Here is a 26,322-nt window from a genome sequence, read left to right as displayed (position 1 = left end):
ACACTCAGGCCTGATCGGGCACGTGCTCTGCGCTGCCCGGCCGCATCGTCGCCGGGAGCAGGTCCAGGCGCAGCCACAGCAGCCGGTCGGCGGTGGTTTCCTCCCGGCCGCCGCCGGAGATCGCCTCGCGGTGCGCGGCGACCGCCGCGGCCAGCGATCGCAGCGCCGTGCCCAGCCGGTCGAGGGCGTCGTCGCGGTCGAGGATGGAGAACCGCCGCACGAGTTCACTGCGGCGTGCGCGGGCACAGGTCACGAAGTGCACCGCGCGGGACTTCCACGCCTCGTACTCGGCAGCGGCCTGCTGGTACTCCCGGCGGGAACCGCGGAAGGCACGCAGGGCGGCCTTGCGCTCGGCGAACGCCACCTCCGTCTGCTTGAGCAGCAGCCCGAGCGCCCGGTAGGTCTGGCGGAGCCGGTCGTCGTCGGTGGTCATCGCACGCCACCGCGCCGGGTCCGGCCGGTTGATCTCCGCCCCGACCGCCTTCACGGCCGCCCGGTCGTCCTCCACGTCGTAGGGAAGCCTCATGCGTCCCTGGCCCAGGTCGGCGCGAACGGCTTCAGCCGGCGGCGGAGCTCCGGCGCGGAAAGGCCGCACAGCTGCGCCAGCGAGTCGACCGTTTCCGGCCCGAGGGTGAGCGGCTTGACCTCCGCCGGTCCGGCGTCGAGGCCCACTCGTTCGCGGGCCCACCGGTACAACGGGGCCAGCGGCCCGTCATCGCGCGGATCGTCGAGCAGCGCGGCGACGTCGAGCCGCACCACGCCTTCCGGAATCGGTTCGGTGAAGACCCGGCGGTGCACTTTGGCCAGCAGGTCGTGCGGCAGCTCGTCCATCGCCATGCACAGTTCGACCAGGCGCATCACGGAGCACTGCCGGGTGCCGAGTTCGTACGTCGCCAGGGTCTGCAGCGAGATTTCGCTGTGCAGGTGCGTGTTCAGCTCTTTGCGCGTCCATCCCCGGCCGCGCCTGAGCTTGCGCAGCTCGTCTCCCAGCACCCGCTGGTAGTGCTCAGAGTCGATCAATTGGCTCCGCCTTCCCGTTCAGCAGCACGGACTCGGGCGCACCACGGCCCCGGCAGCAGGGGAGGAGCTGCCGGGGCCGTAGTGCCGGGGTGGCGCCAGAGGGTCAAAGGGGGTCCGGATCGGATTCGTGCCGGTCCAGCCAGTCGGCCAGCGCGTCGCCGTTCGACGGGTCGTCGGCGGAGCGGGCCCAGAGCAGGGCGTGCAGCATCGGGATCCGGTAGTGCCACTGAACGATCGGGGCGCACAGCAGGCTGCCCTCCGACGGGCCGCCGCGCAGCCCGAGCACGTCCGACTCCCAGCGGTCGCCGGGCAGCGTCAGCACCGTCGTGTACGAGCCGGCGGCGTGCACGAGCGCGGAGATCACTCCGGTGTTGTCGAGCTGCGGCACGATCCACCAGCCGCGCCGCCGGATCAGGTCTGTCGCCAGCCGCTCGCATTGGCGCAGGACGATGCGCGCTCGCGCCGCTTCGGTCATACCCGCTCCAGCCGAACCCACGGGCCGACCATGTCCTCACGGTGGTGGCGGCCGCGGCCGCGTCCGCGCCGCCGCGGCCGGGGAATGGCCGGCCCCGGCGGCACCCGGCGCCAGATGGCGTCGCAGGCAGCACAGACCGCGGTCTCGCCGTCGACGCCCGGCCACACCGTTGCGCCGCACAACGCCGGGTACACCCCATCGGCGCGGTGCGCGACGAACTTCGCGTGGGCGATCCGGTGCTCGACGCCCGTCTCGCCGTCGACCATGGGCATCGAGTCGATGCGCTCGTCGGCCACGGCCCTCACCTCGCCCTCTCCCGGCGAAGTCCTCGGCGCACCCGCCGTACTTCGCACATGAGGCTGTGCAAGGCAAAACCGCCCGTCACGAGCGCACCGACCACCACCGGGGCCATGTCCCACAGCGTTCTGATCATCACGGCCTCCGGGCGTTGGAAGGAGGACCCGCCCGGGGCTGGCGGAGGGGGGAAACGCAAGCCAGCCGGGCGGATCCTCCGCTGACCTCGGCAGAGCCGAACGTCAGGCCTGCCGAGTGCTGAGGCCCGGTGACACAGCGTCGGTCGCGTGGCGCGAGCCGCAGTCCGGATTGGCGTGTCCGCGCCTCCGGGTACAGCCCGCCCGTGGCAACTGGCTGTGCCGCCGGGGGCTACCGTGTTCACTGCATCGGTTTGGTAGCCGGAACGAATGTAGCGCGCTACACACGTAGCGCGCTACGGTCCGGCTATGGCCTATCCGGGTGAACCGTTGTTCGTGCAGGACCTGCCCCAGGCCGGAGGTGAGAAGACGGTGGCGACGCTCTCGCCGACCGCTGTGCGGCGCTGGATTCGCATCACCTTGCGACGGATGCGCAAAGCCGCCGGACACGAGCCCGAAGATGTCGCTGCGCGGCTCGGCAAGACCGTGCAGGCTTATCGCCATTACGAGACGGGCACTCGCCTGCCGTCGGCGTCGGACGTGGAAGTCCTGCTCAACTGGTACGGGTTCCCGGAGCGGGTGCCGTTCTTCCGACAGCTGCTCAAAGCGGCTCAGCGCGGCAAGGACTGGTGGAAGAGCTTTCCCGATACAGGCGTTCCGGAGTGGTTCCAGCTTTACCTTGGCCTGGAGTCCAACGCGGCAACGATCAGCTCCTACGACGCCCAATGGGTGCCCGGCCTGATGCAAACCGCGGACTACGCCCGCGAGCTTTACCGGGCCGGCGACCGAGGGCTCAGCGACGGCGAGATAGCGACGAAAGTCGAGTTGCGGTTGGCGCGCCAACCGATCGTCACTCGCGAGGAGGATCCTCTTCGCATTGTCTGCGTTCTTGACGAAGCGGTTCTCTACCGGCAGGTCGGAGGAGCGCGGGTGATGAGCGGCCAGCTCGACCACCTGGGCGAGCTGGCCAGTCGCAGCAACGTCGAGATCAGAATCCTGACGGCAGCTTCTGGCGCACATGCCGGAACCGAGGGGACGTTCACGATCTTGGACTACCCCGAAGAATTTGTCGGCGACCCCGGCACTGTCTACGCGGAACTGCGGCCCGAGGGCCGCTACTTCGAGGAGCCGAGCCAGGTCGAGGATTACCGCAACGCGTTCCGCAGTCTGTACGAGCAGGCGGACGCACCCGAGTGCACACCTGATTATCTCAAGGCAGCAAAGGAAAAACTAAGATGACCACCGACGCCGATCGCGTCGACTACGTCCACGCGATGCGCCGCTTCGCCGAGCTGACGACCGGTTGGGAGAAGTCTCGTTTCTCCGGCGGTCAGAATGGCTGCGTCGAGTTCCATTTCGACGGCGTGCATGGATGGGTCGGAGTGCGAGACTCCAAACTCGGCGACAACTCTCCGGTTCTCGCCTTCAACAAGGTTGAGTTCGACGCCTTCATCGCAGCCGCACAAGCCGGTCAGTTCACCGACCGAATCCAGTAGCGGCACGGGCCGTGACTGCGGGAAGGCCACGTTTGAATCTCCCGCCCGGCGAGGGGTAAAGTGGCGGGCGAGAGCGCGGGCCCGCGGGGTTCGTGCGAGTCGCGAGGCCAGGTGACCTGGGGCATGACCGGGAGCCTGGCTTCACGCATGTCCGGGGCCGTTCACGGAGCCCCGTCGACCTGCAGCTCGATCACGCATTCGGCCAGCGAGGCGAAGTAACGGCTGGTCCCGGTCAGTCGGGCGCGCACCGCTCCCGCCACCACGTCGGAGATCCACAGCAGCGGTTCGGCGTCGCCGAGGCGGTGCTCGATCCGGATGTCGGCGCCCTTCGGCAGGGCGATCCGCCGGATCCGTTGCACGGTCTGGATGTCGCGGGTGTTGAGGTCGCGCTGGCGCGACTCGGCGACGATGAGCCGGACGCCGGCGCTGTGCAGCTCGGCCACCAGCCGCTGCAGGCCGAGCGCCCGCGCCCGTTCCTGGCCCTTCACCGGCACCGGTGCCGTCACGGTCACGACCTGCATTTCCGCGATGTCCGCGACGTGTTTCGCCGCGGAGAGCTTCTCCGCGTCGTCCATCGGATACCAGTGCAGCTTGCTGCCGCGGCGGGTTCCGCGCAGTGCCAGCATCGCCTCGCGCAGCACCTCGTGCCGCTCCTCCGGCAGGACCGCGGCCGCCAGGATGTAGAACCCGGCGTCGCAGTGCTCGTGGAACGACTCGTCGAGGAACGCCTGCAGCACCGGCACAGCCTAGGCCGCAGGCCCAGCCGGGCAGCCGAGGCGCGTCAGCCGATCCTGTGGACGCGAGCGGGCGCCTCGCCGCGTGATCTTGCGAGTCGCCCAGTGCAGCCCGGCTCAGACGCCACGAGAGTCCCGGTTGACCATTCACTATGTCTTGACGCGTACGCGTCAAATCAATTAGGGTGGAGGTATCGACGACGAGGGAGGAACCCGAGATGAGCACCGCGATCACCGACACCGGCCGCGAGGACCGGCCTGCCCTGCGGCTGGAAAACCTCGCTCAAGAACTCGGGATCACCGCGGCGCAGCAGCAGCTGCGCGGCGAGCTCGGCGACGCCGGGGCGTACCGGGCGGCGCTGGACGAATGGGCTTCCACGCGGCGGGTGTGGCTGGTCGGCTTCCGCCGCCGCACCGCCCCCGCTCGCTGGGAGATCGGCGGCCAGGCGCTCGTCGTCGCCGAGAACCCGCTGGTCGCGCGCGTGCTGGTCGAGCAGGACCCGACCGTGCGGATGTGGGGCGCGGACCTCTACGGCGTTCCCGGCCGTGACCTCGTCGGCCTCACCTGCGACCGGATCCACGCCGGTCCCGGCGACATCCGCCAGCACTGACCGGCGGGAGCGTCGAGCAGTGGCTGCGAGGCGATGGGCGGCGGGCGATCCCGAGCCGCCGAACGACGAGGTCCGCACGGTGACCGGCGCGTCCGGCACCGTGTGGGCCCGGTCCGAGCCCGCTGGCCTGTACTGGTGGCCGCCGCCGTGCGGCAGTGTCCGGCACTGGCCGGAGCTGCTGCGGATCGACGGGCCGGTGACCGCGGAAACCGGTGCGGTGCAAGGGGTTCTGTTCGACGTCGAGCCGGTCCCCCGCCGCGGCCGCCGCTGATGCTCGGCGCGGCCGCCACTGGGTAGTACATTCGTTACGGGGCACTGCGCGGTCCCTTCTCCGAGCCGGTCGGTCCCCACGTGATCGCCCGGCGCCGAGGACAAGCTGACCATCGAGTTTCAGCGCACGAACGAAGAATCCCGCGATCGGACGCACATCTGCCGACGAGCCTCGCGGGGCGACGTGGGCTCCCCGCAGGAGGAGATCAGATGGGCACCGGCAGCATTCGCAACCACCGCGCCGCGATCCGCGAATACATGGCCGAGCACGGGGTGAGCTACACGACCGCCAAGCGCGCGGTCGAAACCCCGACGGCGGCCGCGGCGGCGGGCGGGCCACCCGACGACGGCTTCGGCGGCCACGAGTTCGAGTACGAGTCGCACACCGACCTGTTCCGGTGCCACCTGTGCCGGGAGTACGAGGTGACCGCCCGCGCCGACGGCGGCCCGATCTCGCCGTGCCCGGGGCTGCCCGGCTACGGCGGCGAAACCGAACGGGTCTACCTGCTGCTGCACGAGAACCCGCGCAAGCGCGACGGCGGCGGCGCGGGGCTCGCGAGGCGCATCTGGGCGTCCGGCATCGGCCGCACGGTCCGGTTCTGCTACCGCGACGGACGCTGGCTGATCGAGTCGGCCCCGGGCGTGGTCGACGAGCTGCAGCGCCAAATCGCGAAAATCCCCTGCACCCTCCCCGACGGCAGCACGGCGCCCGCCTTCACCGCGACCGAGCAAATCGCCTTCGCCGAGGGGCAACGGATTCTCGCCGAGAATTACGCCGCCTACGTGGCCAAATACGGGCCGCCTCGGTAAATCCGCCTCTCCGGCGCAAGATTTATGCGAAATAAGACCGGTTTGACCAGCACTGAAAGATTGACGCGTACGCGTCAAAACAGGTAGATTGGTGCTACTTCCGGTACTTGGTTCCGAGCAGAGAATGGAGATCAGGATGAGCAGGAAAACCCTCGCCGTCGGTGCCGGTGCGATTGCGGCCGGAGTGGCCGCGAGGCTCGCCTACGCCCGCGTCGTCGAATACCCGAAGTGGCGTGCGGACCACGACGACTTCGTGCGCCGGTTGAACGAACGCGAGCCCCAGGCCGCGACCGCTGCCCCGCGCCGCGCCGGCCAGTAACCGGGCGCGCCCAGGACCGGGGCCGGCCGCCGCGCCGGCCCCGCCCGGGCCCGGGCGCACGAATCCGGGCCCGGGACCAGCAGAAATCAAGCCCCGGCCGGGACGACTCCCTACCACAGTCGCCGTCCCGGCCGCGGTTCCCCGCTCGCACGAGGAGGTTCCAGTGTCCACCATGACGACGACGCCGCGGACGTGGCTGGCCGGGCTCGGCCCGGCACCCGAGAGCGACCATGTGCGCGACGACCGGTGCTGCGTGTGGTCGCGCGGCGCGGACGGGCGCTACCACGACCCGTCCGGCCGCCACGAGACCGCCGAGGGCCTGCACGCCCGCACGGACCTGGTCGAGGTGATCCGGTGATCCGCGCGAACGACGACTCCGCGATCGGCTGGGACGACGCGAAATGGCTGGTCGGCAACGGCAAGGCCAAGGCCAAGCGCAACCGGATCCCCGTCCCGGTCCTGTGCTACGAGCAGCCGATCTACGACTGCAGCCAATGCGGGACCCCGTGCAGCGGCGTGATGTGCCTGTCCTGCACCACGAAATAACACCCGGACCAGCAAGCAGCGGAGGCGATCGGCGATGACGGAGCTGTCCAGCTGGGAGACCGCAGACGGCGCCTGGCACGTCCTCGGCGCGGGCGACGCGGCGACCGTGCAGCGCGTCCTGGCCGAGCGCGCCGAGCTGACCGGAGCCGAAGCGCCGCGGGTGCGCGAGACCGAGCTCGCGCGCCGCTGGATCCGCCGCACCGGCGGCGGCGTGTTCGTCCGGTGCCGCTCGACCGACGCCGGCGCGCAGCTGCTGACGACCTGGACACCGGCAACGGAAGAAGGGAGGTGATCGACATGTGCGTCAGCTGCGAGCAACGGCCCGCGACCCACGGCGACGTCTGCTGCCAGTGCTACGAGCCCGACCAGTAGCCGACGGAGACGGGGCCAGGGCTTAGCTGGCCCCGTCCGCCCGGAGCCTACGCGTCCGGTCCGAATATCGTCATGGCCTGCCGGGGCACCACGTCCTCGGCAGGCCACCCCATGAAAGGCACAGCGATGAGCAGCAGGAACGCCGCCGCCGTCTGGTACGCCGGGCGCGACGAGCTGGACCAGGCCGCCGCGCGGCTGTGGGCCGCGGTCCAGGCGCGGCACCCCGAGCTGCCCGTCACCGCGCCGCCGATCAACGCCCACTACCCGGCCGAGCCGCTGCCGCGGTCCGCGCCGGCGGTGACCGTGTCGGTGCTGCGCGAGGCCGCCCGCACCCTCGCGGACGTGCGAGGCGTCGAGGTCGTGCGCCGGGCAGGCCGCTACCACACCGAGAAGTTCGCGGAGCTCGCCGCCGAGGTGGGCCTGCGCGCTGAGACGGACCCGAGCAAGCCGGTGGACCAGACCACCGGATTCACCGTGCTCAGCCTGGCCGACGGCGCGACGGAGACCTACCGCGAGGAGATCGAGGGAATCCGGGCGGCGCTGCAGGCGCATCCGGTGCCCGAGATCGACACCGCGCCGCAGCCGCGCCCTGGTCGAGGCGGGGCGAAGGTGCGCGCGCAGTGCGGCTGCACACCCCCGCGCAAGATCTACGCGGCCGGCGCGACCCTGGCCGGCCCCGGCATCGTGTGCACCGCGTGCGGGCAGCCGTTCACTCCCCCCGCCGACTCCTAGTCGGCAGCCCCTGCTGCTCAAGCACAGGAAAGGAACCGGGCGATGAAGATCTTCGGCCAGACCGTCTACCTCAGCCCGCAGGCGAGAGAGGCAGCGCGCCAGCAGCGACGCGCCGAACGCAACGAACGGGCGATGACCAGCCAGATCGGTTCCGCCGACCCGGATGCGGACGTCAGGTTTGGATACCCGTCGTCGATCGCCCAGGACGAAATCACGTTCGCCTGCGAACTGCTTGTCGCTGCCCGCAAGGAAACCGGCGGCGACACGATCGACGTGGAATCGATCCGCACGGCACTGCGCCGCCGGTGCGGCGCCGCGGCCGCGGTGCACGCCGCGCCCGAGTTCGTCCCGATCCTCGCGCCGGAGATCGACGTCCTGGAGCGCGCCGTTGCGCTCCTGGAACAACGCAGCTGGACATGGCAGCACCACCTGCGGCTCTTCGGCCGCGAGCTGCTCGACGACCTCCGCCGCCGCCAGGGTCACGCCGAAGCCGTTCGTTACATCGGCGAGCTCCCCGTCTTCTGACCAGGCCGTTCGCGGCCGTCGAATCCCAGGAAGGATCACGATGACCACCTCCGCGATCGACACCGAGCTGCACGCTCAGGTACTCGCGCACCTGAGCGCGGCCGGTGTCGCCGACAGCGACCGGCAGGCCGCCGATTTCCTCAGGCGAGTCCAGACCGGGCGGGAGAACACGCCTCCGGACAATGACGCCATGCTGTGGGGCAGGACATCCGTCGCGCTGGGCATGTCGTTGGCAATCGAGCAGCGGGAAATCGTGGCACGGCAGCTGATCGCGATCCTGCGGCGGATACGGGAACCGCACCGGCGGACCTGGGCGCCGGGCGACGACCTGCCCTCGCCGCCGCCCGCGAAGATGGCCGACCTCGACGGGGACGTCTGGCTGCACCAGGCCAACGCCGGAAACGGCTGCTACCGCATGAGCGCGAAAGACCGCCGCCGCACCGCGGGCAGCAGCCACGACTACGAAGGCGTCGAGCTCTGGCCCTTCCTGCTCTACGCCGAGGGGCCGTTCACCGAGGTTGCACCGGCCAGGTAGCCCGTCGGGCAGCGCGACTGGCACGCGATGCCCGACGGCGTCGCCGGGCACTCCCACCGCGCGTATAACGCCATGCACGCCTTGCGGTTGCGCGGCGAGAACGCGGCATTTTGTCGGTGCCCGCCGGTACGGTCCCGCTCATGACGACTGCTGATGCCCGCGAAGCCGAGAGCGACGAGGCTGTCCCCGGCTGGACGGGGCGACGGTGGCTGAACCCGCCTGCGGCTGCGGGCCGTGACGACGATCCGGCGTGCGTGCTGCTGTCGCCCGCGGAACGCGCGCTGCTCGGCGAACTGCTGGCGGCGGAGAAGAAACGGATCGACGAGGCGATCGAGCAGGACCGGGCAGCGTCCTCGGGCCAGCGGATGACCGAGGAGGAAGTGGTCCGCCGAGGCCGGCGCAGCCTCGTAGCAGGCCTCGCGGCGGATCTTGAATGGGTCGCGGTGCCTCCGGCGGTCGCCGACGAGCGGCTGTCTCGGGAGGCGACGTGTCACCCGGCGAACCAGCTGTCGCGGCTTCTGCCGACCGTTCTGGTGCAGCTCGTTCGCTGGTCGGGCGGCCGGTGCATCGTGTCCAACGCGGTGCAGTACGCCGCGGCGGTCGAAGCGAGCCGCCGCGGGTGGGACGGAGTCGTCGACGTTGCGAACGCCGCCGTCAACGCCGGAGACCAGGCCGTCGAGCGTGCCTACGGAACGGTCGAACCGCCGCCGCGGTGACCGCGAACCATCTGTATAACGATCTATACGGCTGCGCGCGAAGACCCTGGGCGCGCCCCGGGTCCCGGCTGGTGCGTCGCTCGCCCCGCGATCGCTCGATCGGGGACGACGACCGCCTCGGGGCTATCGTCACCGGCCAGGGCTTCCGCTGGATTCCTTCGGCGGCCGCGCGCACACTCGGACTCGTGCACGTGTGCGACGTCGAGGTCGGCCAGACCTACGACGTGGTGGTTCCCGAGCAGCTGCCGCGCAGCCGCTATCCCTCGCCGCCCGGTCGCTTCGGGCTGTGGGACCAGCTGCGCCTGCAGCGCGGCGAGCGGTTCGCGATGACGGTCACCGGCACCGACCCGGACGCCGACCCGCCGATGGTCGACGGGCTGCGCGTGATCACGGCCGGGTACGTCGAGGTGCTGCTCGTCGACGACCAGGTCGCCCAGCTCGGCCTGCCGCCGGGCAGCTACCGCATCGCCGGCATGGTCCGCCCCGACCGGGACGGCGGCCGGATCGTCGAGTTCCCGCACACCATCCGGTCGCAGGTCCCCGCGCGCTGGCTGCGCCGACCCGCCCGCCCCGTGCCGACCGTCGCCGTCGATCTCGACGACGAGCAGGACTGAGCGGGCGATCGACCGTTTCCCGTTTCCTGGTCCGGAGCCACCGGGAAACGTCTGTCCCGGTGCCGTCCGCGGCACCGATGCTGAGTGCATGACTTCCGATCTGCGGTTCTGCCCCTTCTGCCCCGCCTCCGCCGGCGGAGATCCGTCCGAAGTGGACCCGGCCGACATCGTGCGGCGCTGGCCCGCTGCGACGGCATTCCATCCGCGCCGGCGCATCATCCCCGGTCACGTGATCGTCGCCCCGCACGCCCACGTCGAGTCGGGCCATCGCGACCCGGTCGTCACCGGCTACGCCGCGGCGTGCGCGGCCGAGCTGGCCGACCAGCTCGGCTACCGGGAATACAACCTGATCCAGTCCTCCGGGAGGTCGGCAACGCAGACCGTCCCGCATATCCACTGGCACCTGGTGCCCCGCTCCCCCGACGACGGGCTGCCACTGCCGTGGACGCCAAGCCAGCAGCGGGAACAGGCGGAGCGGACGGAGGCTGCGGCATGATCCGGCTCGTGCAGGCCCGCGAATCGCTACCCGCTCCGGCCGCACCGAGCGTGTTCCTCGCCGGACCGACCGCCGAGGCCGACGGCCCGGTGCCGTCGTGGCGGCCAGACGCGATCGAGCTGCTCGACCAGTGCTGGCGCGGGCAGGAACCGCTGTCGGTGCTCACGCCGGAAAACCCGGTCCGCGCCGACCGGTACCAAGATCAGGTAATTCTTCGCGCACTTGGCCGTGTCCCGAGAAGTTGTGTCGCATTCGGACAGTGCGAGCCGGAGTGCGTGTTCTGCCGGATCGTCGCGGGGACCGAGCCTGCGGAAGTGGTGCGGCGGTGGCCCGGCGTGATCGCCATCCGACCGTTGAATCCAGTGGTCGAAGGGCATCTGCTGTTGATCCCGACGACGCATGTGTCCGATGTCGGTGCGGACACGGCTGTCTCCGCTGCGACGATGGCGGCCGCGGCGGAACTCGCTGCTGAGCACGACGACTGCAACGTCATCTCCTCGAAGGGTGCAGCCGGAACCCAAACTGTGTACCACCTGCATATTCATGTGGTTCCTCGCGTGGCTGGCGACGGCCTGCCGCTGCCGTGGACTCCGCAGCAGGAGGCTGAACGGCGCGGGGTGGCGTAATGGCGGTCGAGGTGGTTTACGCGCGGGAAGCCGTCCCGGTTGGGTGCCCGTCGGTGATGCTGCTGGGGCCGACGCCGCGCACGGCGGCGGTGCCGTCGTGCGCCCGTCCGCTATCGACCTGCTTGCCGAGCAGTGGCACGGCGATGGGCCGTTGACGGTGCTGAGCCCGGAATCCCGAGGAGGCATCAGGGCGGAGCATTACGACGATCAGGTCGAGTCCGAGCTGGAGATGATCCAGTCGGCGGACGCCTTGATGTTCTGGATTCCGCGCGACCTGCGGACGTTGCCGGGCTTCACTACGAACGTCGAGTTCGGCCTTGTCGCGGGAACGTCTCCGGAACGGGCGGTGCTCGGGTGCCCGCTGTGCGCCAATCCGGCCTGTCGTTAAGGACGGTGTCATGAGCCGCCATTCGGGCTGAGTGGGCTGGTCAGGGTCGGTTTTCGGGGTGGCGGTAGCCTCCGCGCGTGCCGCGTGCCTTGGAGCAGGACGAGCTGATCGAGCACTGGACCCTTTTCGGCGACGAGGTCGCCCTGGTCAAGGGGAAGCGGAGGCGGAACGCGCTGGCGTTCGGGCTGCTGGTGCGGTTCTACGCCCGGCAGGGCCGGTTCCCGCACGGTCGCCTCGAGTTGCCGGATCAGGTGGTGGAGTTCGTTGCCGCGCAGGTCAAGGTCCCGGCGGCTGAGCTGTCTTCCTACGGCTGGACGGGCCGGACGCACGAGCGGCACCGGGCGGAGATCCGCGAGTTCTTCTCCGCGAGTTCTTCGGGTTCGCCGAGTGTTCGGTCGCCGACCAGGCCGACGCCGCGGACTGGCTGGTCGCCGAGGTGACCGAGGTCGAACGGCGTCCGGAGCAGGTCCGCGCCGAGCTGCTCGGCTGGCTGCGCGGCCGGCGGCTGGAACCGCCGACGTCGGGCCGGATCGACCGGATCGTGCGCTCGGCCCTGGACCGCGGCGAGACACAGCTGATGGAACGGGTCGCCGCGCTGCTCGCCGAGGACACGCGAGCCCGGTTGAACGAGCTGGTGTTCGCGGTGCCCGACGAGTTCGCCGAGTCTGCGGGGAGGGAAGATCCCGCGCGGGACGTGCTGGTGTGGGTGAAGTCCGACCCCGGCCGGCTGAGCCTGAACACGATGCTCGACGAGATCGCGAAGCTGGAGACGATCCGCGCGATCGGGTTGCCGGGCGAGCTGCTGGTGTGGGTCGCGCCGAAGATCGTGTCCGGGTGGCGGGCCCGCGCGGCGGTGCAGTCCCCGTCGCACTTCCGCGGCTTCGCCCCGACGACGCGGTGGGTGCTGCTGGCGGCGCTGCTGGTGGAGCGGGAGAGGGAGATCACCGACACGCTGGTCGAGCTGCTGATCTCCACGGTGCACACGATCAACGCGCGGGCGGATCGGCGGGTGACCGAGGAGATGGTGGCCTCGTTCAGGAAGGTCCGCAACAAGAACTCGCTGCTCGCGCGGGTGGCGGAGGCCTCGCTGCTGCGACCGGACGGCGCTGTCCGCGAGGTGGTGTATCCGGCGGCGGGCGGTGCGGCGACGTTGCAGGAGGTGGTGGCCGAGTACAAGGCGGCGAGCCCGGAGTTCCGCCGCAACGTGCAGGTGAAACTGCGCGCGTCGTACTCGAACCACTACCGGGTCGGGATGATCAAGCTGCTGAGGACGCTGCGGTTCCGGTCGAACAACGACACCCACGCGCCGGTGATCGACGGAATCGGCGTGGTGCTGCGCCATGCCGAGCACCGGGTGCAGTCCTATCCGCTGGGCGAGGCCGTGCCGATGGAGGGCATCGTCGAGGGCGACTGGGCGGAGCTGGCGTGGCGCGGGGCGCCGGGCGCGTCGCGGGTGGTGCGCACGGTGTACGAAGTGTGTCTGTTCAAGGCGCTGCGGGAACGGTTGCGGTGCAAGGAGATCTGGGTCGAGGGCGCGGACCGGTTCCGCGACCCGGAGCAGGACCTGCCGCCGGACTTCGTCGAGCGGCGCCGCCAGTACTACGCGGAGCTGTCCAAGCCGCTGGACGCGGCGGAGTTCATCGAACCTTTGCGCGCGGAGATGGCCGGCGAGCTGCGGGCCTTGCAGGAAGGCCTGCCCTCGTGCGACTGGCTGCAGATTTCGGCGCGCGGCGCCGGGCGGATCACGCTCTCGCCGCTGGAGGCGGACCCGGAGCCGAAGAACCTGCGCAAGCTCAAGAACGAGATCCGGACCCGGTGGGGCCTGGTGCCGCTGCTGGACATGCTCAAGGAGACCGCGCTGCGGATCGGGATCCTGGAGCACTTCGCCCCGGCCGGGTCGCGCGGCGGGCTGGACCGCGCCGAGCTGGCCGAGCGGCTGATCCTCGCGATCTTCGGCTACGGCACGAACATCGGGATCCGCGCCATCGCCGCCGGGGACCACGGGCACACCGAGGAGGAGCTGCGCTACGCCCGCCGCCGCTACCTCTCGGCCGAGGGAGCGCGGCGGTTCGCCGCGGCGATCGCGAACGCCACCTTCGCCGCCCGCCAGGAGCTGATCTGGGGCGCCGGGACCGGCGCGGTCGCGTCGGACTCGACGCACTTCGGGGCGTTCGACCAGAACCTGTTCACCCAGCACCACGTCCGCTACGGCGGACGAGGCGTCCTGATCTACTGGCACGTCGACAAGAAATCCATGGCGATCAACTCGCAACTTCTGTCATGCACCGCGTCCGAGGTCGCCGCGATGGTCGAGGGCGCGATGCACCACCGCACCGAGCTGGACGTCGAGGCCAACTACGTCGATTCCCACGGCCAGTCCGAGATCGGCTTCGGCATCACGAAGTTGCTGGGCTTCGAGCTCAAGCCGCGGCTGAAACGGATCAACGTCACCAAGCTCTACCTGCCCGACGCTGACTTCCGGGCGCAGATCCCGGATCTGGCTCCGGTGCTGTCGCGGCGCGGCCCGATCCGGTGGGACCTGATCGCGCAGCAGTACGACCAGCTGGTCAAGTACGCCACCGCGATCAACAACCGGACCGCCTCCACCGAGGCGATCCTGCGTCGCTTCACCCGCGCCGCGACCCACCCGACGTATCAGGCGATGCTGGAGGTCGGCCGTGCCCAGCGGACGGTGTTCCTGTGCCGGTACCTGCGCTCGCGCGACGAGCAGCGGGAGGTCAACTCCGGGCTCAACGTCGTGGAGTCCTGGAACGGCGCGAACGCGCAGATCTTCTACGGCAAGGCCGGCGACATCGCCACCAACCGCCGCGACGAGCAGGAAATGTCGGTGCTGTGCCTGCACATCGTCCAGGCGGCGATGGTCTACATCAACACGCTGATGATCCAGGACGTGCTCGCGGAGCCGGAGTGGGCGGCGACGTTCGGGCCGGTGGACTACCGCGGGCTCACGCCGCTGATGTGGGCGCACGTGGCGATGCACGGCGAGTTCAAGCTCAACATGAACTCCCGTCTCACCCTCGGCCGGTCGGCGCCGTTGCCCGGCGCGTCGACGGGGAATACCACAGGTTGACCGACCGTCGCGCGGTGGTGGACACGTCCCGGATCTCGGCTCGGAACAGGGCGTTGGGTTCGTGGGCATGGTTTCGCCGCTGACGGGGTGGCGTCCTGTCCAGGTCGTTCGCCTGTTGTAGGACTCGGCCAGCGAACGGACGTCGTCGACGAGCGCGGACAGTGCCGGGGTGGGCACCAGCACTGGCCGTCCGGGTGCGGTGTGGTCTTCGACGGCTCCCCAGTCGTCGGGCACGTCGTCGATCCTGACGGCGATGTTGGCGCCGGGACCGAGGTAGCGGCCTGCCCGGCAGTCCTCGCTGCGGTAGTTGCGGCTCAACGTGATCCGGAATCGGATGGTGTCCGGCGCGGTGCCCAGCGGATCGAAGATCGCGAGGACAGCCAGGTCGCTCGCCGCGGGCCGGTCCAGCCGCCGGCCGAGCGCCCGGGCGGCCTTGATGTAGCTGCGGATCGCGGCGGTGATGCCGGCGTATCCCAGGGCGCTGTCGTAGCGGTCGCCGAACGTCGTGACCATGCTCCCCTGAAGACGGTCGTTGACGTCCGGGTCCAGCCTGAACCCCGGCGTCCACTCCGCCGCCGCAGGCGCTGCATCGGCGGCGTCGCGCGGCCGCCGGGCGAGGAGCAGATCGAGACGATGCTGCGCGGCTTCCCGTTCGTCCTCCGGCGTGCCGGGATGGTCGACCAGAGCGCGGACAGCCGCGATCCGTCGGGCGATCACGCCAATCGGGTCGTTCACCCGCATGAGGATGGCACCCGAGATCGTGCACATCGCGCGCGACACAGCGTATTCGAGCGATCAACCCTTCGATCAGGGCACGCCTGAAAAGTCAGGCCTCCGTGCTGAGCGCCGTGCGAGCGGCATCGGAGGCCCGGGCGGCGACCGGCCGCTGCGCGTGCGCGACACCCTCTTCTGACAACGCCGGACCGACGGCAAGCAACCGTGCGTCCCCCGGATCGGGGCGCAGTCGCCGGGCGGGTGAGGATGTCGGGATGGATCTGGATGTGCAGGCGGGTGTGCTGCCGGTCGAGGGCGGCGACCTTGTGCCGTTTCTGCTGTGCGAGGACCCGGCCGGTGTGGCGTTCCCTCCGCTGGAGGGGGTCGTCGTCGCCGACGACGATGCTCAGGTTCGTGGTGCGCTACGGGATGCGGCTGCAGGGCACGGACGGCCCGGACTTCCCCGAGTTGATCGGCTGGCACGTTTCCTTGGACGCCGATCGCAACCTGCTCGTCGACTGGGCCGCGCCCACAGGCAGGTTTCTGCAGGACGTCCGCCTGACGTGCACGCCGCAATGGCGCGAGCTGGCCGAGCGGACGGGTGCGGTGATCGTGTTCGTCGGGGAGAACGTCCTCGCCCGGAAAACCCTGATGGCCAACCAGATCTACGGCCACCTCGGTGCCGCGGCCGCCGACGGTCGCCTCGCCGCCGGCCTCGCCACCTACACCTCCAGGACCTGAAAGGGGCGGGGACGGGGGTCCTCCCCGGTGAGTCTGAGACCGCGACGGCGTCCCGCTGATGCGATGGGATTGCTATTCCAGCCGCCAATCTCCTCGTTTGATCGCTGTCACAAATGGATCTGCCGGAGCTTCGAGGAGGCTGAGGGCGTGTCCGACCGCGATGGTGTTGCCGAGCCGAGTCAAAAAGGTAAGTTGTTCGCTCGTTTGGGGCGTGTTGCCGTGGGCGAGGTTGTTGCGGGCCTTTCCGGCGATCTGCCAGATGTCCTGCGGTTCCTTGACCACGTCGGAAAGCAGTCGCGGGATGGGGTCGGTAGAGGCGTCGACAAGGTCCCGAAGCACCTGAGGCAGGCCCTCGTTCAGGGCACTGAGGCGCTCGCGCAGTTCGTACGTTCCGAAGAAGTTGCCCCAGCGCCGGAGCCAGGCGTAGCTCTCCTTCGAGACGTCACAGGAGTTCCGGATTTCCCTCATTGCCCTGTTCTTCTCCCGGGAGAAGACGTTTCTGCTCACGGGCCCGGCACCGTATTTGATGGTGTGGAAGCTTTCCAGCGAGGCCATTAGCGCGGTGAATCTTGCGGTGATTGGCAGCCCTTCGACTGGAATGGATGCGAGATAGTCGAGGAAAACCGGGTACTCCTCCTTCATGAAGGACCACCTGCTGACCAGGTCGGGGAGCGACAGGCCGCCAGGCCCGCAGTGAACGAGCGTCGGCATCGTCCCTGGTCGTGACAGCTCAGCGTCGAATCGCTGCTGGGTCACCTCGCGGCCGTAGACCGACGCCGCCCCCGCCCCTTCGCGTTTCACGCTGACGAAAGTGATCGCCTGGGGCCTGTTCGTAGCGAAGCCTGCGAGTTCAGCGCATGGGCGGATGTACGTGCTCATCCATTCGTCGATGGGCTGCGGCCGGCCGGAGACCGTGATGACCGGTGCTGTGGTGAACGACAGTTTGTAACCCTGCGGGGGCGCGAACGAAGCGAGGTAATGCATCCGGACGCGGTCCCCGTCCGGGCTCGTCCATTCTCGAGTCGAGGCGTCATTCCAGGCTGCACCGTAGGGAGCGTCGTCAACGAGCCGCAGCGGGACGTTGTAGTCCTTGAGCGGCGCCACGCCGGACAGTTCGGTGAGGCCGTCAGCCTGGAAGGTGATCTCGTCGAAGATGAGCTCGGTGTTCTCTCTCAGTCTCGGCCCGACCACCGCGAGTTCGGCGAACAGCACCGACTGCCCGGGCGCTTGGTGGGAGACGTAGGCACCGGGGAGCGCGGCATCGAGGTTGTTGCGCAGTTCTCCGCGAACCGCTCCGTAGGGTTTTTCGCTCGGTTCCCACACCGTCCAGTACGAGTTGGTCTTCGCCGCAACGTCCGCTGACGGCGGCTCCGCCGGCAGGTCATAGGCCATGCCGGTGACGTTCTGCGCACCGGCCAGGGCGAGGATGCCCGACACCGAAGAACCGTCTGCGAGACGCCACTCGAGCGGATACTCCCCGACGGGCAGCAGCGGATTCCTGTTCAATGCGCCACCGTCTTGCCAGCCGAAACCGCCGCCTGGGCGCGGTTGGCGAATACGTGCGACGCAGCGGTCCCTCTGTGGTGCGATGCGTTCCACCGCAGGGCAAGTTTCACGTCCGTTGGCGACATCTCAAGCCTCCAGCGCGGCGTGATGGTCGTGGTCGCGCAGCATGCGCAGGACGGTGGCCGGGGAGGGGTGCTGGCCTTTCTTTTTGCCGGTGGTGATGACCAGGCGTGCGGCGATGTCGCGCAGGCTCATGCCTTGCTGGTCGCGCAGGTGCAGGGCGTGGGAGAGCATGGCTTCGTCGGTGACGGCGGCGCCGCCGATGGTCTTGCCGCGGGCGCGGGCGGATTCGTGTCCTTCGAGGGTGCGGTCGCGGATGTATTCGCGGTCCATGCCGGACATCGCGGCCAGAACGGTGAACACGATCCCGGTCGGGTCGTGGGAGCCGTGCAGGTCGCCGGTGAGGAATTCCAGGCCGATGTCGGCGGCGCGGAGGTTTTCGGCGAGGGCGGCCAGTTCGATGCCGCGGCCGAGCCGTTTGTGTTCGTGCACGACGAGGGTGACCGCGACGCCGGAGGCGCGGATCTCGCGGGCGAGGGCGATCGCCTTCTCCAGCTCCGGGCGGCGCAGGACGCGGGTGGAGATCTTCTCCGAGAACACGCGCGTGACGCCGGCCTCGGCGAGGGAGTCGAGCTGGGTGTCCAGCGACTGGCGCACAGTGGAGGCGCGGGCGTAGCCGATCCGCACGTGCCCGGCCGGCTCGGCACTGGCAGTCGCGCGCCGCGGCAGCTCGACCCAAGCCGAACCCGGCTTGCGCAGTGCCGGCGTCGCCACGGCGAGCGCTTTGGCCAGCGACGGCACCAGCCGAAACCGGGCGGTGTGGTACTGGATCGCCACCTTGCCCCTGCCCGTCCGGCACGGCGACCCCGCAGGGGCGGCGCAGGTCGACATCGGGCAGTCGAAGGCCTCGACCCGGAGGAAATCGTCGTCGCTCACCCCCAGATCGTTTCATAGGGGCGTTTCACAAGTCCAGTCGTATGAAACGTTCCATGAAACAAAGTCCGCCCTGAACTGGCCCCACTGGTCGGGGTGTTTCATGGGTGGTCGCCTATGAAACACCGTGATGGGCAGCTCTGTCGCATCAAGTTCCTTCGAGGGAATCCCATTGCGAAGTTCGCAACATGAGTTGCATACTGAAACACATGGCGAAGCGTGACATGATTGACGATCTGGTCGACATCCGGCACCCGCTGCCCCGGGCGGACGAAATGCCCGAAGGGGACGAGGACATCTACAGCGACTGGTGCAGCGAGGTCACCCGGGACCGGGACGCCTACGAGCGGGAGCTGCGGATGCACGAAGAGCACGAGGAGGGCGACTGGGACCCGCTGCTGGCCGAGATCCACGCCGCGCACCAGGAAATGCGCGCCGCGGAAAAGCGGATGCGGACGCTGGTCGCCTACGGGCGAGAGTTCATCAAGCCGCATCCCTATCAGCTCAAGCAGCTGGCCGAGGCGACCGGGATGTCGATCTCGGGCACCCGCAGCTCCTACACCGTCGCCGAGGTCGCCGAGGTCGCTCGCCGGATCGGCCGGCAGCCGCGCTTCCGCACCGACGAGACCGGGGAGTGAGTGCCGTGACCGAGGACGAGATCACCGCCGCGGCGATCGCCGCGGGCTGCGCCTGCACCCCGGCCTGGCCCGAGCTCGCCGTCACCCGCGACGACAGGACCAGCGAAACCGTGCTGGCGTCGGCCACCCCGGGCCCGCTGGCGCGGCTGTACTACGCGCACTGCGTCCGCTGCGGCGTCCAGTACCCCGGCCCGTTCCGGCTCCCGCCCCGCACCGCCTGCCAAACCGGGCGGACCAGCGCCGCCCGCCCGTGGCACAACCGGTGCCCCCCAACGGGAAACCGACACGAGAAGAAGGACACGCTGTACACCCTGATCCGGCGGGCCCTCGCCGACGGGAACCGCTGACATGGCCGACCGCCGCCCGTTCAAGGTCCGCTTCCACCACGACGGCACCCGCCGCACCGACCCGGACACCGGGCTGACCTGGATCGACCATACCGCCCCGCTCCGGCCGGCTGCGGTTGCTGCCCTACGGCGGACACGGCTGGCGCCGCTATGACGTCGACGAACAGGCCCGTCACCCCATCACCCCGCGCGACCACTGACCAGGGAGAACAACTCTTGACCACCGAACCCGACCTGACACCGGAGGAACGGCGCGACTTCGCTGTGCACCTCGCGAATGCGATCCACCACCCGGACGGCCAGATCCACGTTCCCATGAGCCCCAGCGAGGCCCGGGCGCTGGCCGACGTTCTGCACGTGCTCGCCACCCGGCGCGCCACCGACGACTACTCGGCCGGCACCGAGCACATCTTCAACGGCGTCGCGACGACGATGGCGGGCCGGCTGCGCACACATCTCGAGCAGGCACGCGCCGACGAGGAACGCGATCGGGAAGCCGGTGAGCGGAAGTTGCCCGCCATCGAGTCGCGCAAGCTGATCGATGACTGGATCCGCGTGCTGACCCTGGTCGGCGAGGGCCGCGGCCCGGAGGAGACGACCGCGCTGATCGAGAAGGTCAACCAGCCCGTCACCTATGCCGTCGAGGTCCGGACTCCGCTGCCGGCCGTCGACGTCCGCGCCATCGAGCAGAGCCAGAAGGAGTGGATGAACGAGATCCGCCGTCGCCAGGTCGGGGTGCACGTGCTGGTGGAGTAGTTCCTGATCACCTGGCTGGCCGAGGCGGCCGGGCAGAGCTGGAGCGAGATCGTGCAGCGGCTGGCCCGCGAGATCGACACCGTGATGCCGTCCGAGTGAACCGCCGCTGACCTGCGGATCTTGGCTTAGCGCCAACGGCTGTACCGCTGCTACTCAACCCCGGAGGAAGCGGCGCATACGGGGTCGAAGCGGGAACGGAAGCGCGGTTGGCTCGCGGCCACGAGGACACGACCAGGTAATCCGCCAAAATTTCCCCGTTGCTACCGGAATCCCCGGACGCTGGCGATGCTCGGGTTGGCGTGTGATCCGTCAGGTGACGCGCGAGGGATGACGGGCCCTGGTGCGATTCGGTTATGAGATCCGGTATTGAGCGGTCTCGTCAGGGCCTGCGACGACTCTGGACGGTTGCCACTCGGGTACCGACCATGCATCGATGAGGTGGGCTTCCGGCTGTTCCGGCGCCTGAGCTGGCGTCACCGACGCGCTGCCGCGGTTACGCACCGATACGCGAAGCCGGACGAAGCCGGCTGGGACGCGAACCGTTCGGGAATCGCTGCTGTAGAGAGAGGCGACGGTAATTTCGCCGTCGGGGCAGTCGAGGGTGCGTTCGACTGCCATGTCCCAGTCGTGGTCGTTCAAAGGCGGAGCGTGGGGATGCACTCGGAAGGTCGCCGGGACGGATCCGAATTCCGTGCCGGTGAGCACGGCAATCCAGCCGGCTTCGCCCGTCAGCAGGCCGTCCGGGCTGCCCGGCCACGGGTTGTCCATTTCAGGCTTCGAGCGGAGGTGGTACTGGCCGTCCTGGGCCTCGACGGCCAGTACCACCACGTCGTCCGCGCTCACGCTGCTCCCCGTGCCATCGGCCTACCAGGCGGTGGACCCATTGGGGAGCACGGCCTGCACGTAAAAATCATCGAAGTCGATAATACGGTAGTAGTCGTAGTACGCGCTGGTGAGGCCGCCTTGGATGTCGTTGGCGTTTTGCGGCACGATCTTGGTGGAACGGTCGTTGGGCGCAGCTCCGTCGCCGCCCTGGTAGGTCGACGCCATCGGGTATTCGTCGCAGCTTTCGCCCGGACCGGTCGCAACGGAGCCGCACGCGATTCTGCGGTTGTCGGCGATCTTGGCTGCGTTCGTCTGCCGGTTCAGAGTGGACGAACCAGGACCAGGTCGTCCCCAATGGCTCGGCAGAGTCCTGATGGCGTCGTAGACGTGCTGCGCGACGGGGCCGACGTCGGGGTTGTCGACGCTGTTGTAGTTGACGTATCCGGGCAGGCTGTAGTCGACGCAACCAGCGCCGTATCTGTTCGGCCGGTGGTCGCAGCGACCGTACATTTGATTGCTCTTGAAGTCATCTATTTGCACAGGGTTGCCGACGGGATACAGGATGAGACCGTAGCCCAGAGACTTGTCCAAGGAGATAACAGCGCCTTGGTCCATGCCCGCAGAGTACTGCGTATACCATTTTTTCACCGTCTTCCCCCGGGTGAGGCTGACGGGTTCGTATTCTCCGTTCGAGCCAGCCAATTGCGAAGTCGAGCAGACGGATGCGTTGTTCCGACACCCGGAGTACATGTTTCCGTTCAAGCCGTTGGCCAACGTGCCCGATGCTGCGCCGACTGTGATTTCCACGTCCAGATCCCACGAGGGAGTCGCCCCCGACCCCTCGGCGAAGGACGCCGAGGTCCTGGCCGAGAAGCTCAGGGAACCGGTCACGCTGGTCACCCCGTTGACCGTCTCCCGCTGCGTCACGGTCCATCCGTCATCGGAGCACGAGGTGAACCTGTTCGGATTGTAATAGCCGTCGGCGCAAGCCGGGTCGAGCGAACTGCCGCCTACGGCAGCGCGACCTTGTTTCGCGGCTTTCGGCGCGCCGGGTTCCTTCAGCGACTGTCGCCTGCCGAGTTCCGATTGCGCAGGCAGCCCGCGCTTCCCGCCGGAGGAGTCACGTTCAACCACTGTGCACGTGTAGCGCGCCCGGCCGCCCGCACGCCGAGCGCAGTCCTGCTTCTGGGCCTCGACTGAACCCGGCGGCGAAACCGTGCCCTGCGACGTCCGCGACGGAGCTGCATTCACTGGCGAAGCCGTCGCAAGGCCCACAAGCAACGCTGCGCACAAAATAGACGAGAATGCCACGTGACATCTTCGCATGAAAAAAACGCCTCCACTCTGACTGGTGAAACCATTGAGACTTGCGCGAATAGCGCAAGAATACGCTCTCGGATTCGGACGGAAAATAAGTACGGCTCGTGCATGAATCAGCAGCGCCCAAGGCATCAAAAATCTGCGGCCCGAAAGGCATCGGATTCACTAACTTCGCCGAGTTGGCCAACTCCGCCCAGTTCAACCGAGCCGCGCGCCCCGTCTGTCGTGCACCGAAACCCTTTCCTGCTCAACCCTCCTGCGGGAGAAGCGGGGCGTGCCCGAACGATCACCGCGATCATCCCCTGTCCCGAGCCCGCTCGGCATCCCCCTCGCCGCAATCACCCCCAACCGGACGCACCCGAAAAGGGGAGGCTTCAAGGATGAACCGGGACTGCGTCGTTTCGGCGACTCCCACACCTCGCCCGGGTTGTCGACGCACACCCCGCGAGGGATGCCCCATTGTCCAGTTGGGCGAGATCACCCACTGCTGGACCAGGGGACGAGCGGGGGCCGGAAACGCACGCCGTTCTTGACCAGCGCGGCTGGTAGGCAGTCCGGCACGACACGGGTGTGAGCCGCGGATCGCAGCGTGCGGTCGGTGGTGCTCGATCGTCCAGCCCGTGAACTGGTACTCCGCGAACCCCGCCGGGCCGACCTTCACCTGCCCGGCCACCGGACCAGCAGCTAGTCCCTACTTTGCGGCTCGGATCAGCTCCAGGAGTCTCCGTTCCCCGGTGAGTTCAGCGCGAGTGAACGCGCTTCGTCGGGAACTGACGGCCTCGCCGCCGCCGAAGCGGGGAATCCCGGTGGGTTCGTGGCTGTGAGCGTAGCGGTTACTGCTGTTCGGTGCCGCGCTCGAGCTGGTTGTCAAGCAGATGCTCGGCGAGCACGGTGTATCGGCTGGCGGTGGCGTGGGACAAGTTGAAAACTAGCGCCAGGTGCAGCGGATCCGCACCGGAGGCCAGTGCTTCGTGAAGGATCCGGTCGCTGCGGATGCGGTCGATGGTGAACCCGTGTTGGCTCAGACGGTTGGTGAGATGGACGTGGCTGACGGGCTCGGTGCCGAGTGCGGTCCGACCGGCGATCAGCACGTGCCGGTTCGGGGTGCGCGGCCAGGTGGTGCGGCGATGATCGAGCCATGCCTGCAGCGCTTTGTGGGTCAGCTCGTCGAGCCGGCGTCGGTGTCCGCCGATGGTGATCCGTCGGTTCGGGATGTCGAGGTCGTCGAGTGTGAGTCGCCTGATCGCGCCGGTTCGGGCGGCGTGGATGGCGGCCAGGGCGATGATCAGCCGTTGCGCTGGATCGTCGGCGAGCTTCTCGACGGCGCGGATCTCGGTGTCGGTCATCGACTGCAGGCTCAAGTCGACGCGGCTGGCCTTAAGCCGGGTCGTGGGATTGGTGAAGACGAGGCCGCGCTTCTTGGCGTAGAGAAACAGAGACCGTAGCGCAGGGACCGCGGTGCGCCGCTGGTGGCCGCGCAGCGGGTCCAGTACCTCGTTGACGTCGGCGACGGTCACTTCGCGGAGGTGGTCGTACTTCGTTGCCCAGCGGTTGAGGGTCGGCCGGAGGGCGCCGAAGTACCGGTAGACGGTCGGCTGTGATCGGCTCCGGGTCCGGGCGTCTCCCTCCAACAGGACCAGCAGCCAGGCCCGGACCGGGGCAGCGAAGCCGGCCGGCAGCTCGCCGACACAGCGCTCGATCCATCGCCGGATCGCGGGTGTGGTGTCGTCCTGGAGGAGATCGAGCTTGGCGAGGGCCTCGGCGATCCGGCGGGAGTTGCGCAGCCGACGTTCGCGGATCTCGGTCACGAGGACTCTGTCGTCGACGGGCCGGCCGTCGAGCAGCACGACTAGGCCGTCCAGAACCTGCCGTGTTGTCGAGCGGTCCCAGCCGTGGGCGGCACCGAGTTGCTCGGCCTGGACCGCAGCGGCCCGCACCACCGAATCGCTCGATCTCAGTGCCGGATGCTGCCACCGCGACGGCGTCGGGACGCCGTCCTTGCGGCGGTAGTACGACGCCAACCCTCGGCATCTGTTGTCGCAGTAAGCACGATCCCGGCGACTCCCAGCAGGAAGCGGCGTTCCACAGTGGACACATTTCACCGCGGCGGAAGGGATCTCCCAGCGCGGCGACGCGGCGTGACGGCACGAGCCTCGCCCACCACGGCGGTGGTCTCGTCCGTGGTGGCATCTGGCTGCGACACCTTGCCCGGCTCGGGCAGCAGCAGTTCCTCCACCCCGCAGCCAAGCACCGCGCACATGACGTCCAGCTCGTCGAGCTTGACGACGTTCGGCGTGCCCGACCACAGCCCGGACATCTTGCCTGCGCTGATCACCAGGCCTCGGTCGGCGAGCATCCGCTGGAACTCGCTGGCCTTCCAGATGCCCGCGATTAGCTGCGGCCAGGCGCAGATTCCACTTCATCGTGCAAGTCCCTTCCATCGGTCGGCGGCGCGTTGCTGCCCGGTGATCCATGCGTCTTCGACGTGACTGCCGTGAACGTGGATGTACCGGGCCGTGGTGCCGGTCCAGGCGTGACCGAGCAGCTCCTGGATGGCGAACAGGCTCATGCCCCCGAGATAGAGCTGGCTGGCGCAAAAGTGCCTCAGGACATGGGGCGTGAGCTTCCCCGCCCAGGTCGGCAGGTGTGCGGCGGTGGCCGCGGTCAGCGCTCGCCGGAACACATCGGCGGTCGCTCGTGAGCAGGAGCCGTCCTGGTTCTTGCGTTCGGAGGGGAACAACGGGGCGCCCTGACGCGTGTGATCGTCGCCGAACTGGCCCCAGATGTCCTCGATGAACCAGTGCAGATTGCGGTCCGCACCGTTGATCAACGGCACGAGGCGTGGTTTCGGGCCTTTGCGGCGCGAGCCTTTGCCGTGCCGGACGTTGAGCTTGCCGTACCGGCCCAGCTCCCACCGGACGTCGTCCAGGTCGAGCATCCGGGCCTCGTTGATCCGCACGCCCACATCGGCCGCGAGGCGAGCGACCGCGTAGTTGCGGGCCATCGGCGAGAACTTGCGGCAGGTGACCAATTCCTGGCGCCATCCGGAGAACAGCTGCTCGATCTCGGCCTCGGTGGGCGGGATCCGCAACTGCGGCTCGACCGACTGGCGAGGCCGGTTCATCTCGTCGAGCGGACACTCGACAACCCGGCCGGTGAGGTTGTGCAGTTCGACCTTGTGGCGCAATTCGAGGTACTCGAAGTACACCGCCAGCGCCCCGGCGCGGCCGGTCCGCGTCGACGGCCTCGCGTCGCGCAGTTCTTTGCCGAAGTAGACATCGGCGTCCGGAGGCTGCATTTCCCACAGCGGACGGCCGAACCAGTCCCTGATCAGCTCCAGGTGGTTGGTGTCGTTGCGGATCGTGCTGTCCACCAACCCGGCTGACGCACGTGCCAGCACGAACCCGGCCAGCACGTCCGTCTCGAAGTCGGCGAGGTCCTCCGGAGTTTCCGGCGCACGCAGATCACGTAGGTCACGCACCACAGCCAGTGCCAACCCCACACCCCTCGCCTTCATCCTCAGTGAAGATCACTCATTGAAGAGGCGATCATGTCACTCTGGATGACACAGATTCAATTGGGGTCGAGAACAGCCGACCATGCCCACAAGCCCTGGTCCAGGCACGATCAATGCAGCCGACAGCGCTGACCGAACTCACGAACCCATCGACTGTT

Annotated in this window: 35 protein-coding genes and 1 pseudogene; 24 read left to right on the top strand and 12 right to left on the bottom strand. The window is 68.8% G+C overall.

Annotated features, from left to right (window positions below; all coding sequences use genetic code 11):
* Window positions 1–4: 4 nt before the first annotated feature.
* The 4 genes from DMP23_RS47530 to DMP23_RS47515 form a co-directional block, all read right to left on the bottom strand.
* Window positions 5–526, bottom strand: coding sequence for a hypothetical protein (locus DMP23_RS47530; protein ID WP_337825261.1), 522 nt, complete (start codon window positions 524–526; stop codon window positions 5–7).
* Window positions 523–1,020, bottom strand: coding sequence for a helix-turn-helix domain-containing protein (locus tag DMP23_RS47525; RefSeq protein WP_337825260.1), 498 nt, complete (start codon window positions 1,018–1,020; stop codon window positions 523–525). Before DMP23_RS47525 ends, DMP23_RS47530 begins: the two co-directional genes overlap by 4 nt.
* Window positions 1,021–1,123: 103 nt before the next feature.
* Window positions 1,124–1,495: a hypothetical protein gene (locus DMP23_RS47520; RefSeq protein ID WP_337825259.1), complete on the bottom strand. Its 372-nt coding sequence runs from the start codon at window positions 1,493–1,495 to the stop codon at window positions 1,124–1,126.
* A complete protein-coding gene (locus tag DMP23_RS47515; protein WP_337825258.1) occupies window positions 1,492–1,791 on the bottom strand; it encodes a hypothetical protein in 300 nt (99 codons plus the stop codon). Before DMP23_RS47515 ends, DMP23_RS47520 begins: the two co-directional genes overlap by 4 nt.
* A 444-nt stretch (window positions 1,792–2,235) precedes the next feature.
* Here DMP23_RS47515 and DMP23_RS47510 point away from each other — a divergent pair, with 444 nt between their 5' ends.
* Complete coding sequence (locus DMP23_RS47510; protein WP_337825257.1) at window positions 2,236–3,165, top strand: helix-turn-helix domain-containing protein; 930 nt, start codon at window positions 2,236–2,238, stop codon at window positions 3,163–3,165.
* Entirely contained in the window at window positions 3,162–3,422 is a 261-nt protein-coding gene (locus DMP23_RS47505; protein ID WP_337825256.1) for a DUF397 domain-containing protein, read from the top strand. The genes DMP23_RS47510 and DMP23_RS47505 overlap by 4 nt, the downstream gene beginning before the upstream one ends.
* Before the next feature lie 161 nt (window positions 3,423–3,583).
* On the opposite strand, the gene DMP23_RS47500 is transcribed toward DMP23_RS47505, so the two are convergent.
* The gene (locus DMP23_RS47500; RefSeq protein WP_337825255.1) at window positions 3,584–4,159 is read right to left on the bottom strand and encodes a hypothetical protein; all 576 of its coding nucleotides are present in this window, start codon (window positions 4,157–4,159) and stop codon (window positions 3,584–3,586) included.
* 215 nt (window positions 4,160–4,374) lie between these two features.
* Between DMP23_RS47500 and DMP23_RS47495 the strand changes: the two genes are divergently transcribed.
* The 19 genes and pseudogenes from DMP23_RS47495 (at window position 4,375) to DMP23_RS47405 (ending at window position 16,262) form a co-directional block, all read left to right on the top strand.
* A complete protein-coding gene (locus DMP23_RS47495; protein WP_337825254.1) occupies window positions 4,375–4,767 on the top strand; it encodes a hypothetical protein in 393 nt (130 codons plus the stop codon).
* 19 nt (window positions 4,768–4,786) lie between these two features.
* On the top strand, window positions 4,787–5,038 hold the full coding sequence (locus tag DMP23_RS47490) for a hypothetical protein (RefSeq protein WP_337825253.1): 252 nt from the start codon (window positions 4,787–4,789) through the stop codon (window positions 5,036–5,038).
* Window positions 5,039–5,247: 209 nt separating this feature from the next.
* Entirely contained in the window at window positions 5,248–5,847 is a 600-nt protein-coding gene (locus DMP23_RS47485) for a hypothetical protein (RefSeq protein ID WP_337825252.1), read from the top strand.
* A 136-nt stretch (window positions 5,848–5,983) separates the two neighbouring features.
* A complete protein-coding gene (locus DMP23_RS47480; protein WP_337825251.1) occupies window positions 5,984–6,166 on the top strand; it encodes a hypothetical protein in 183 nt (60 codons plus the stop codon).
* A 163-nt stretch (window positions 6,167–6,329) separates the two neighbouring features.
* Window positions 6,330–6,524 carry a hypothetical protein gene (locus DMP23_RS47475; protein WP_337825250.1) on the top strand — a complete coding sequence of 65 codons (195 nt, stop codon included), beginning with the start codon at window positions 6,330–6,332 and terminating at the stop codon, window positions 6,522–6,524.
* Window positions 6,521–6,712 (top strand): hypothetical protein, encoded by a 192-nt coding sequence (locus DMP23_RS47470; RefSeq protein WP_337825249.1) that lies wholly within the window; start codon window positions 6,521–6,523, stop codon window positions 6,710–6,712. The genes DMP23_RS47475 and DMP23_RS47470 overlap by 4 nt, the downstream gene beginning before the upstream one ends.
* Window positions 6,713–6,746: 34 nt before the next feature.
* Window positions 6,747–7,004, top strand: a complete 258-nt coding sequence (locus tag DMP23_RS47465; protein ID WP_337825248.1) for a hypothetical protein — start codon at window positions 6,747–6,749, stop codon at window positions 7,002–7,004.
* 206 nt (window positions 7,005–7,210) lie between these two features.
* Complete coding sequence (locus DMP23_RS47460; protein WP_337825247.1) at window positions 7,211–7,816, top strand: hypothetical protein; 606 nt, start codon at window positions 7,211–7,213, stop codon at window positions 7,814–7,816.
* 42 nt (window positions 7,817–7,858) lie between these two features.
* Window positions 7,859–8,341: a hypothetical protein gene (locus tag DMP23_RS47455; protein ID WP_337825246.1), complete on the top strand. Its 483-nt coding sequence runs from the start codon at window positions 7,859–7,861 to the stop codon at window positions 8,339–8,341.
* A gap of 40 nt (window positions 8,342–8,381) precedes the next feature.
* A complete protein-coding gene (locus DMP23_RS47450; protein ID WP_337825245.1) occupies window positions 8,382–8,876 on the top strand; it encodes a hypothetical protein in 495 nt (164 codons plus the stop codon).
* Between the two features lie 140 nt (window positions 8,877–9,016).
* Window positions 9,017–9,592 (top strand): hypothetical protein, encoded by a 576-nt coding sequence (locus DMP23_RS47445; protein WP_337825244.1) that lies wholly within the window; start codon window positions 9,017–9,019, stop codon window positions 9,590–9,592.
* 71 nt (window positions 9,593–9,663) lie between these two features.
* Entirely contained in the window at window positions 9,664–10,206 is a 543-nt protein-coding gene (locus tag DMP23_RS47440; RefSeq protein WP_337825243.1) for a hypothetical protein, read from the top strand.
* An 88-nt stretch (window positions 10,207–10,294) separates the two neighbouring features.
* On the top strand, window positions 10,295–10,702 hold the full coding sequence (locus tag DMP23_RS47435) for an HIT family protein (RefSeq protein WP_337825242.1): 408 nt from the start codon (window positions 10,295–10,297) through the stop codon (window positions 10,700–10,702).
* Window positions 10,699–11,328 (top strand): HIT domain-containing protein, encoded by a 630-nt coding sequence (locus tag DMP23_RS47430; protein ID WP_337825241.1) that lies wholly within the window; start codon window positions 10,699–10,701, stop codon window positions 11,326–11,328. The genes DMP23_RS47435 and DMP23_RS47430 overlap by 4 nt, the downstream gene beginning before the upstream one ends.
* A gap of 43 nt (window positions 11,329–11,371) precedes the next feature.
* A complete protein-coding gene (locus DMP23_RS47425; RefSeq protein ID WP_337825240.1) occupies window positions 11,372–11,716 on the top strand; it encodes a nucleoside 2-deoxyribosyltransferase domain-containing protein in 345 nt (114 codons plus the stop codon).
* Between the two features lie 77 nt (window positions 11,717–11,793).
* Window positions 11,794–12,042 (top strand): annotated as a pseudogene (locus DMP23_RS47420) (DUF4158 domain-containing protein); the annotation flags it as partial.
* Window positions 12,027–14,807, top strand: coding sequence for a Tn3 family transposase (locus DMP23_RS47415; RefSeq protein WP_337825311.1), 2,781 nt, complete (start codon window positions 12,027–12,029; stop codon window positions 14,805–14,807). The pseudogene DMP23_RS47420 and the gene DMP23_RS47415, both read left to right, overlap by 16 nt.
* Before the next feature lie 201 nt (window positions 14,808–15,008).
* A complete protein-coding gene (locus tag DMP23_RS47410) occupies window positions 15,009–15,629 on the top strand; it encodes a hypothetical protein (protein ID WP_337825239.1) in 621 nt (206 codons plus the stop codon).
* Window positions 15,630–15,923: 294 nt separating this feature from the next.
* A complete protein-coding gene (locus DMP23_RS47405; RefSeq protein WP_337825238.1) occupies window positions 15,924–16,262 on the top strand; it encodes a hypothetical protein in 339 nt (112 codons plus the stop codon).
* A 72-nt stretch (window positions 16,263–16,334) separates the two neighbouring features.
* Here the strand turns inward: DMP23_RS47405 and DMP23_RS47400 are convergent, their stop codons facing one another.
* Together DMP23_RS47400 and DMP23_RS47395 are read right to left on the bottom strand one after the other, a co-directional pair.
* Window positions 16,335–17,861 (bottom strand): hypothetical protein, encoded by a 1,527-nt coding sequence (locus DMP23_RS47400; RefSeq protein ID WP_337825237.1) that lies wholly within the window; start codon window positions 17,859–17,861, stop codon window positions 16,335–16,337.
* Between the two features lie 33 nt (window positions 17,862–17,894).
* Window positions 17,895–18,764, bottom strand: coding sequence for a recombinase family protein (locus tag DMP23_RS47395; protein WP_337825236.1), 870 nt, complete (start codon window positions 18,762–18,764; stop codon window positions 17,895–17,897).
* 206 nt (window positions 18,765–18,970) lie between these two features.
* On the opposite strand from DMP23_RS47395, the gene DMP23_RS47390 reads away from it, so the two are divergent.
* The 3 genes from DMP23_RS47390 to DMP23_RS47380 all read left to right on the top strand — a co-directional run bounded on the left by DMP23_RS47390 (window position 18,971) and on the right by DMP23_RS47380 (window position 20,502).
* The gene (locus DMP23_RS47390; RefSeq protein ID WP_337825235.1) at window positions 18,971–19,399 is read left to right on the top strand and encodes a hypothetical protein; all 429 of its coding nucleotides are present in this window, start codon (window positions 18,971–18,973) and stop codon (window positions 19,397–19,399) included.
* A gap of 5 nt (window positions 19,400–19,404) precedes the next feature.
* Window positions 19,405–19,746 carry a hypothetical protein gene (locus DMP23_RS47385; RefSeq protein WP_337825234.1) on the top strand — a complete coding sequence of 114 codons (342 nt, stop codon included), beginning with the start codon at window positions 19,405–19,407 and terminating at the stop codon, window positions 19,744–19,746.
* A 216-nt stretch (window positions 19,747–19,962) separates the two neighbouring features.
* Entirely contained in the window at window positions 19,963–20,502 is a 540-nt protein-coding gene (locus tag DMP23_RS47380; protein ID WP_337825233.1) for a hypothetical protein, read from the top strand.
* Between the two features lie 351 nt (window positions 20,503–20,853).
* Here the strand turns inward: DMP23_RS47380 and DMP23_RS47375 are convergent, their stop codons facing one another.
* From DMP23_RS47375 to DMP23_RS47355, 5 genes are all read right to left on the bottom strand, one after another.
* Window positions 20,854–21,345: a hypothetical protein gene (locus DMP23_RS47375; RefSeq protein ID WP_337825232.1), complete on the bottom strand. Its 492-nt coding sequence runs from the start codon at window positions 21,343–21,345 to the stop codon at window positions 20,854–20,856.
* Between the two features lie 21 nt (window positions 21,346–21,366).
* The gene (locus tag DMP23_RS47370) at window positions 21,367–22,461 is read right to left on the bottom strand and encodes a NucA/NucB deoxyribonuclease domain-containing protein (RefSeq protein WP_337825231.1); all 1,095 of its coding nucleotides are present in this window, start codon (window positions 22,459–22,461) and stop codon (window positions 21,367–21,369) included.
* A 1,019-nt stretch (window positions 22,462–23,480) separates the two neighbouring features.
* Window positions 23,481–24,494: a hypothetical protein gene (locus DMP23_RS47365; protein ID WP_337824596.1), complete on the bottom strand. Its 1,014-nt coding sequence runs from the start codon at window positions 24,492–24,494 to the stop codon at window positions 23,481–23,483.
* Window positions 24,495–24,745: 251 nt separating this feature from the next.
* Window positions 24,746–25,003 carry a helix-turn-helix domain-containing protein gene (locus DMP23_RS47360; protein WP_337825230.1) on the bottom strand — a complete coding sequence of 86 codons (258 nt, stop codon included), beginning with the start codon at window positions 25,001–25,003 and terminating at the stop codon, window positions 24,746–24,748.
* A gap of 63 nt (window positions 25,004–25,066) precedes the next feature.
* Window positions 25,067–26,128, bottom strand: coding sequence for a tyrosine-type recombinase/integrase (locus tag DMP23_RS47355; protein WP_337824594.1), 1,062 nt, complete (start codon window positions 26,126–26,128; stop codon window positions 25,067–25,069).
* Between the last annotated feature and the right edge of the window lie 194 nt (window positions 26,129–26,322).

It is taken from the genome of Amycolatopsis sp. A1MSW2902, assembly GCF_017312175.1.
Classification (GTDB): Bacteria; Actinomycetota; Actinomycetes; order Mycobacteriales; family Pseudonocardiaceae; genus Amycolatopsis; species Amycolatopsis nivea.
The sequence above is the reverse complement of the archived record's forward strand: the minus strand, read 5'-3'. Positions and strand labels throughout refer to the sequence as shown.

What these genes read in the sequence shown, in the direction of transcription:
- DMP23_RS47455 (WP_337825246.1), top strand. Translation starts at nt 7,859, where the DNA reads ATGAAGATCTTCGGCCAGACCGTCTACCTCAGCCCGCAGGCGAGAGAG.
- DMP23_RS47505 (WP_337825256.1), top strand. Translation starts at nt 3,162, where the DNA reads ATGACCACCGACGCCGATCGCGTCGACTACGTCCACGCGATGCGCCGC.
- DMP23_RS47445 (WP_337825244.1), top strand. Translation starts at nt 9,017, where the DNA reads ATGACGACTGCTGATGCCCGCGAAGCCGAGAGCGACGAGGCTGTCCCC.
- DMP23_RS47530 (WP_337825261.1), bottom strand. Translation starts at nt 526, where the DNA reads ATGAGGCTTCCCTACGACGTGGAGGACGACCGGGCGGCCGTGAAGGCG.
- DMP23_RS47430 (WP_337825241.1), top strand. Translation starts at nt 10,699, where the DNA reads ATGATCCGGCTCGTGCAGGCCCGCGAATCGCTACCCGCTCCGGCCGCA.
- DMP23_RS47390 (WP_337825235.1), top strand. Translation starts at nt 18,971, where the DNA reads ATGGCGAAGCGTGACATGATTGACGATCTGGTCGACATCCGGCACCCG.
- DMP23_RS47450 (WP_337825245.1), top strand. Translation starts at nt 8,382, where the DNA reads ATGACCACCTCCGCGATCGACACCGAGCTGCACGCTCAGGTACTCGCG.
- DMP23_RS47360 (WP_337825230.1), bottom strand. Translation starts at nt 25,003, where the DNA reads ATGCTCGCCGACCGAGGCCTGGTGATCAGCGCAGGCAAGATGTCCGGG.
- DMP23_RS47520 (WP_337825259.1), bottom strand. Translation starts at nt 1,495, where the DNA reads ATGACCGAAGCGGCGCGAGCGCGCATCGTCCTGCGCCAATGCGAGCGG.
- DMP23_RS47460 (WP_337825247.1), top strand. Translation starts at nt 7,211, where the DNA reads ATGAGCAGCAGGAACGCCGCCGCCGTCTGGTACGCCGGGCGCGACGAG.
- DMP23_RS47465 (WP_337825248.1), top strand. Translation starts at nt 6,747, where the DNA reads ATGACGGAGCTGTCCAGCTGGGAGACCGCAGACGGCGCCTGGCACGTC.
- DMP23_RS47485 (WP_337825252.1), top strand. Translation starts at nt 5,248, where the DNA reads ATGGGCACCGGCAGCATTCGCAACCACCGCGCCGCGATCCGCGAATAC.
- DMP23_RS47495 (WP_337825254.1), top strand. Translation starts at nt 4,375, where the DNA reads ATGAGCACCGCGATCACCGACACCGGCCGCGAGGACCGGCCTGCCCTG.
- DMP23_RS47435 (WP_337825242.1), top strand. Translation starts at nt 10,295, where the DNA reads ATGACTTCCGATCTGCGGTTCTGCCCCTTCTGCCCCGCCTCCGCCGGC.
- DMP23_RS47405 (WP_337825238.1), top strand. Translation starts at nt 15,924, where the DNA reads ATGCTCAGGTTCGTGGTGCGCTACGGGATGCGGCTGCAGGGCACGGAC.
- DMP23_RS47510 (WP_337825257.1), top strand. Translation starts at nt 2,236, where the DNA reads ATGGCCTATCCGGGTGAACCGTTGTTCGTGCAGGACCTGCCCCAGGCC.
- DMP23_RS47480 (WP_337825251.1), top strand. Translation starts at nt 5,984, where the DNA reads ATGAGCAGGAAAACCCTCGCCGTCGGTGCCGGTGCGATTGCGGCCGGA.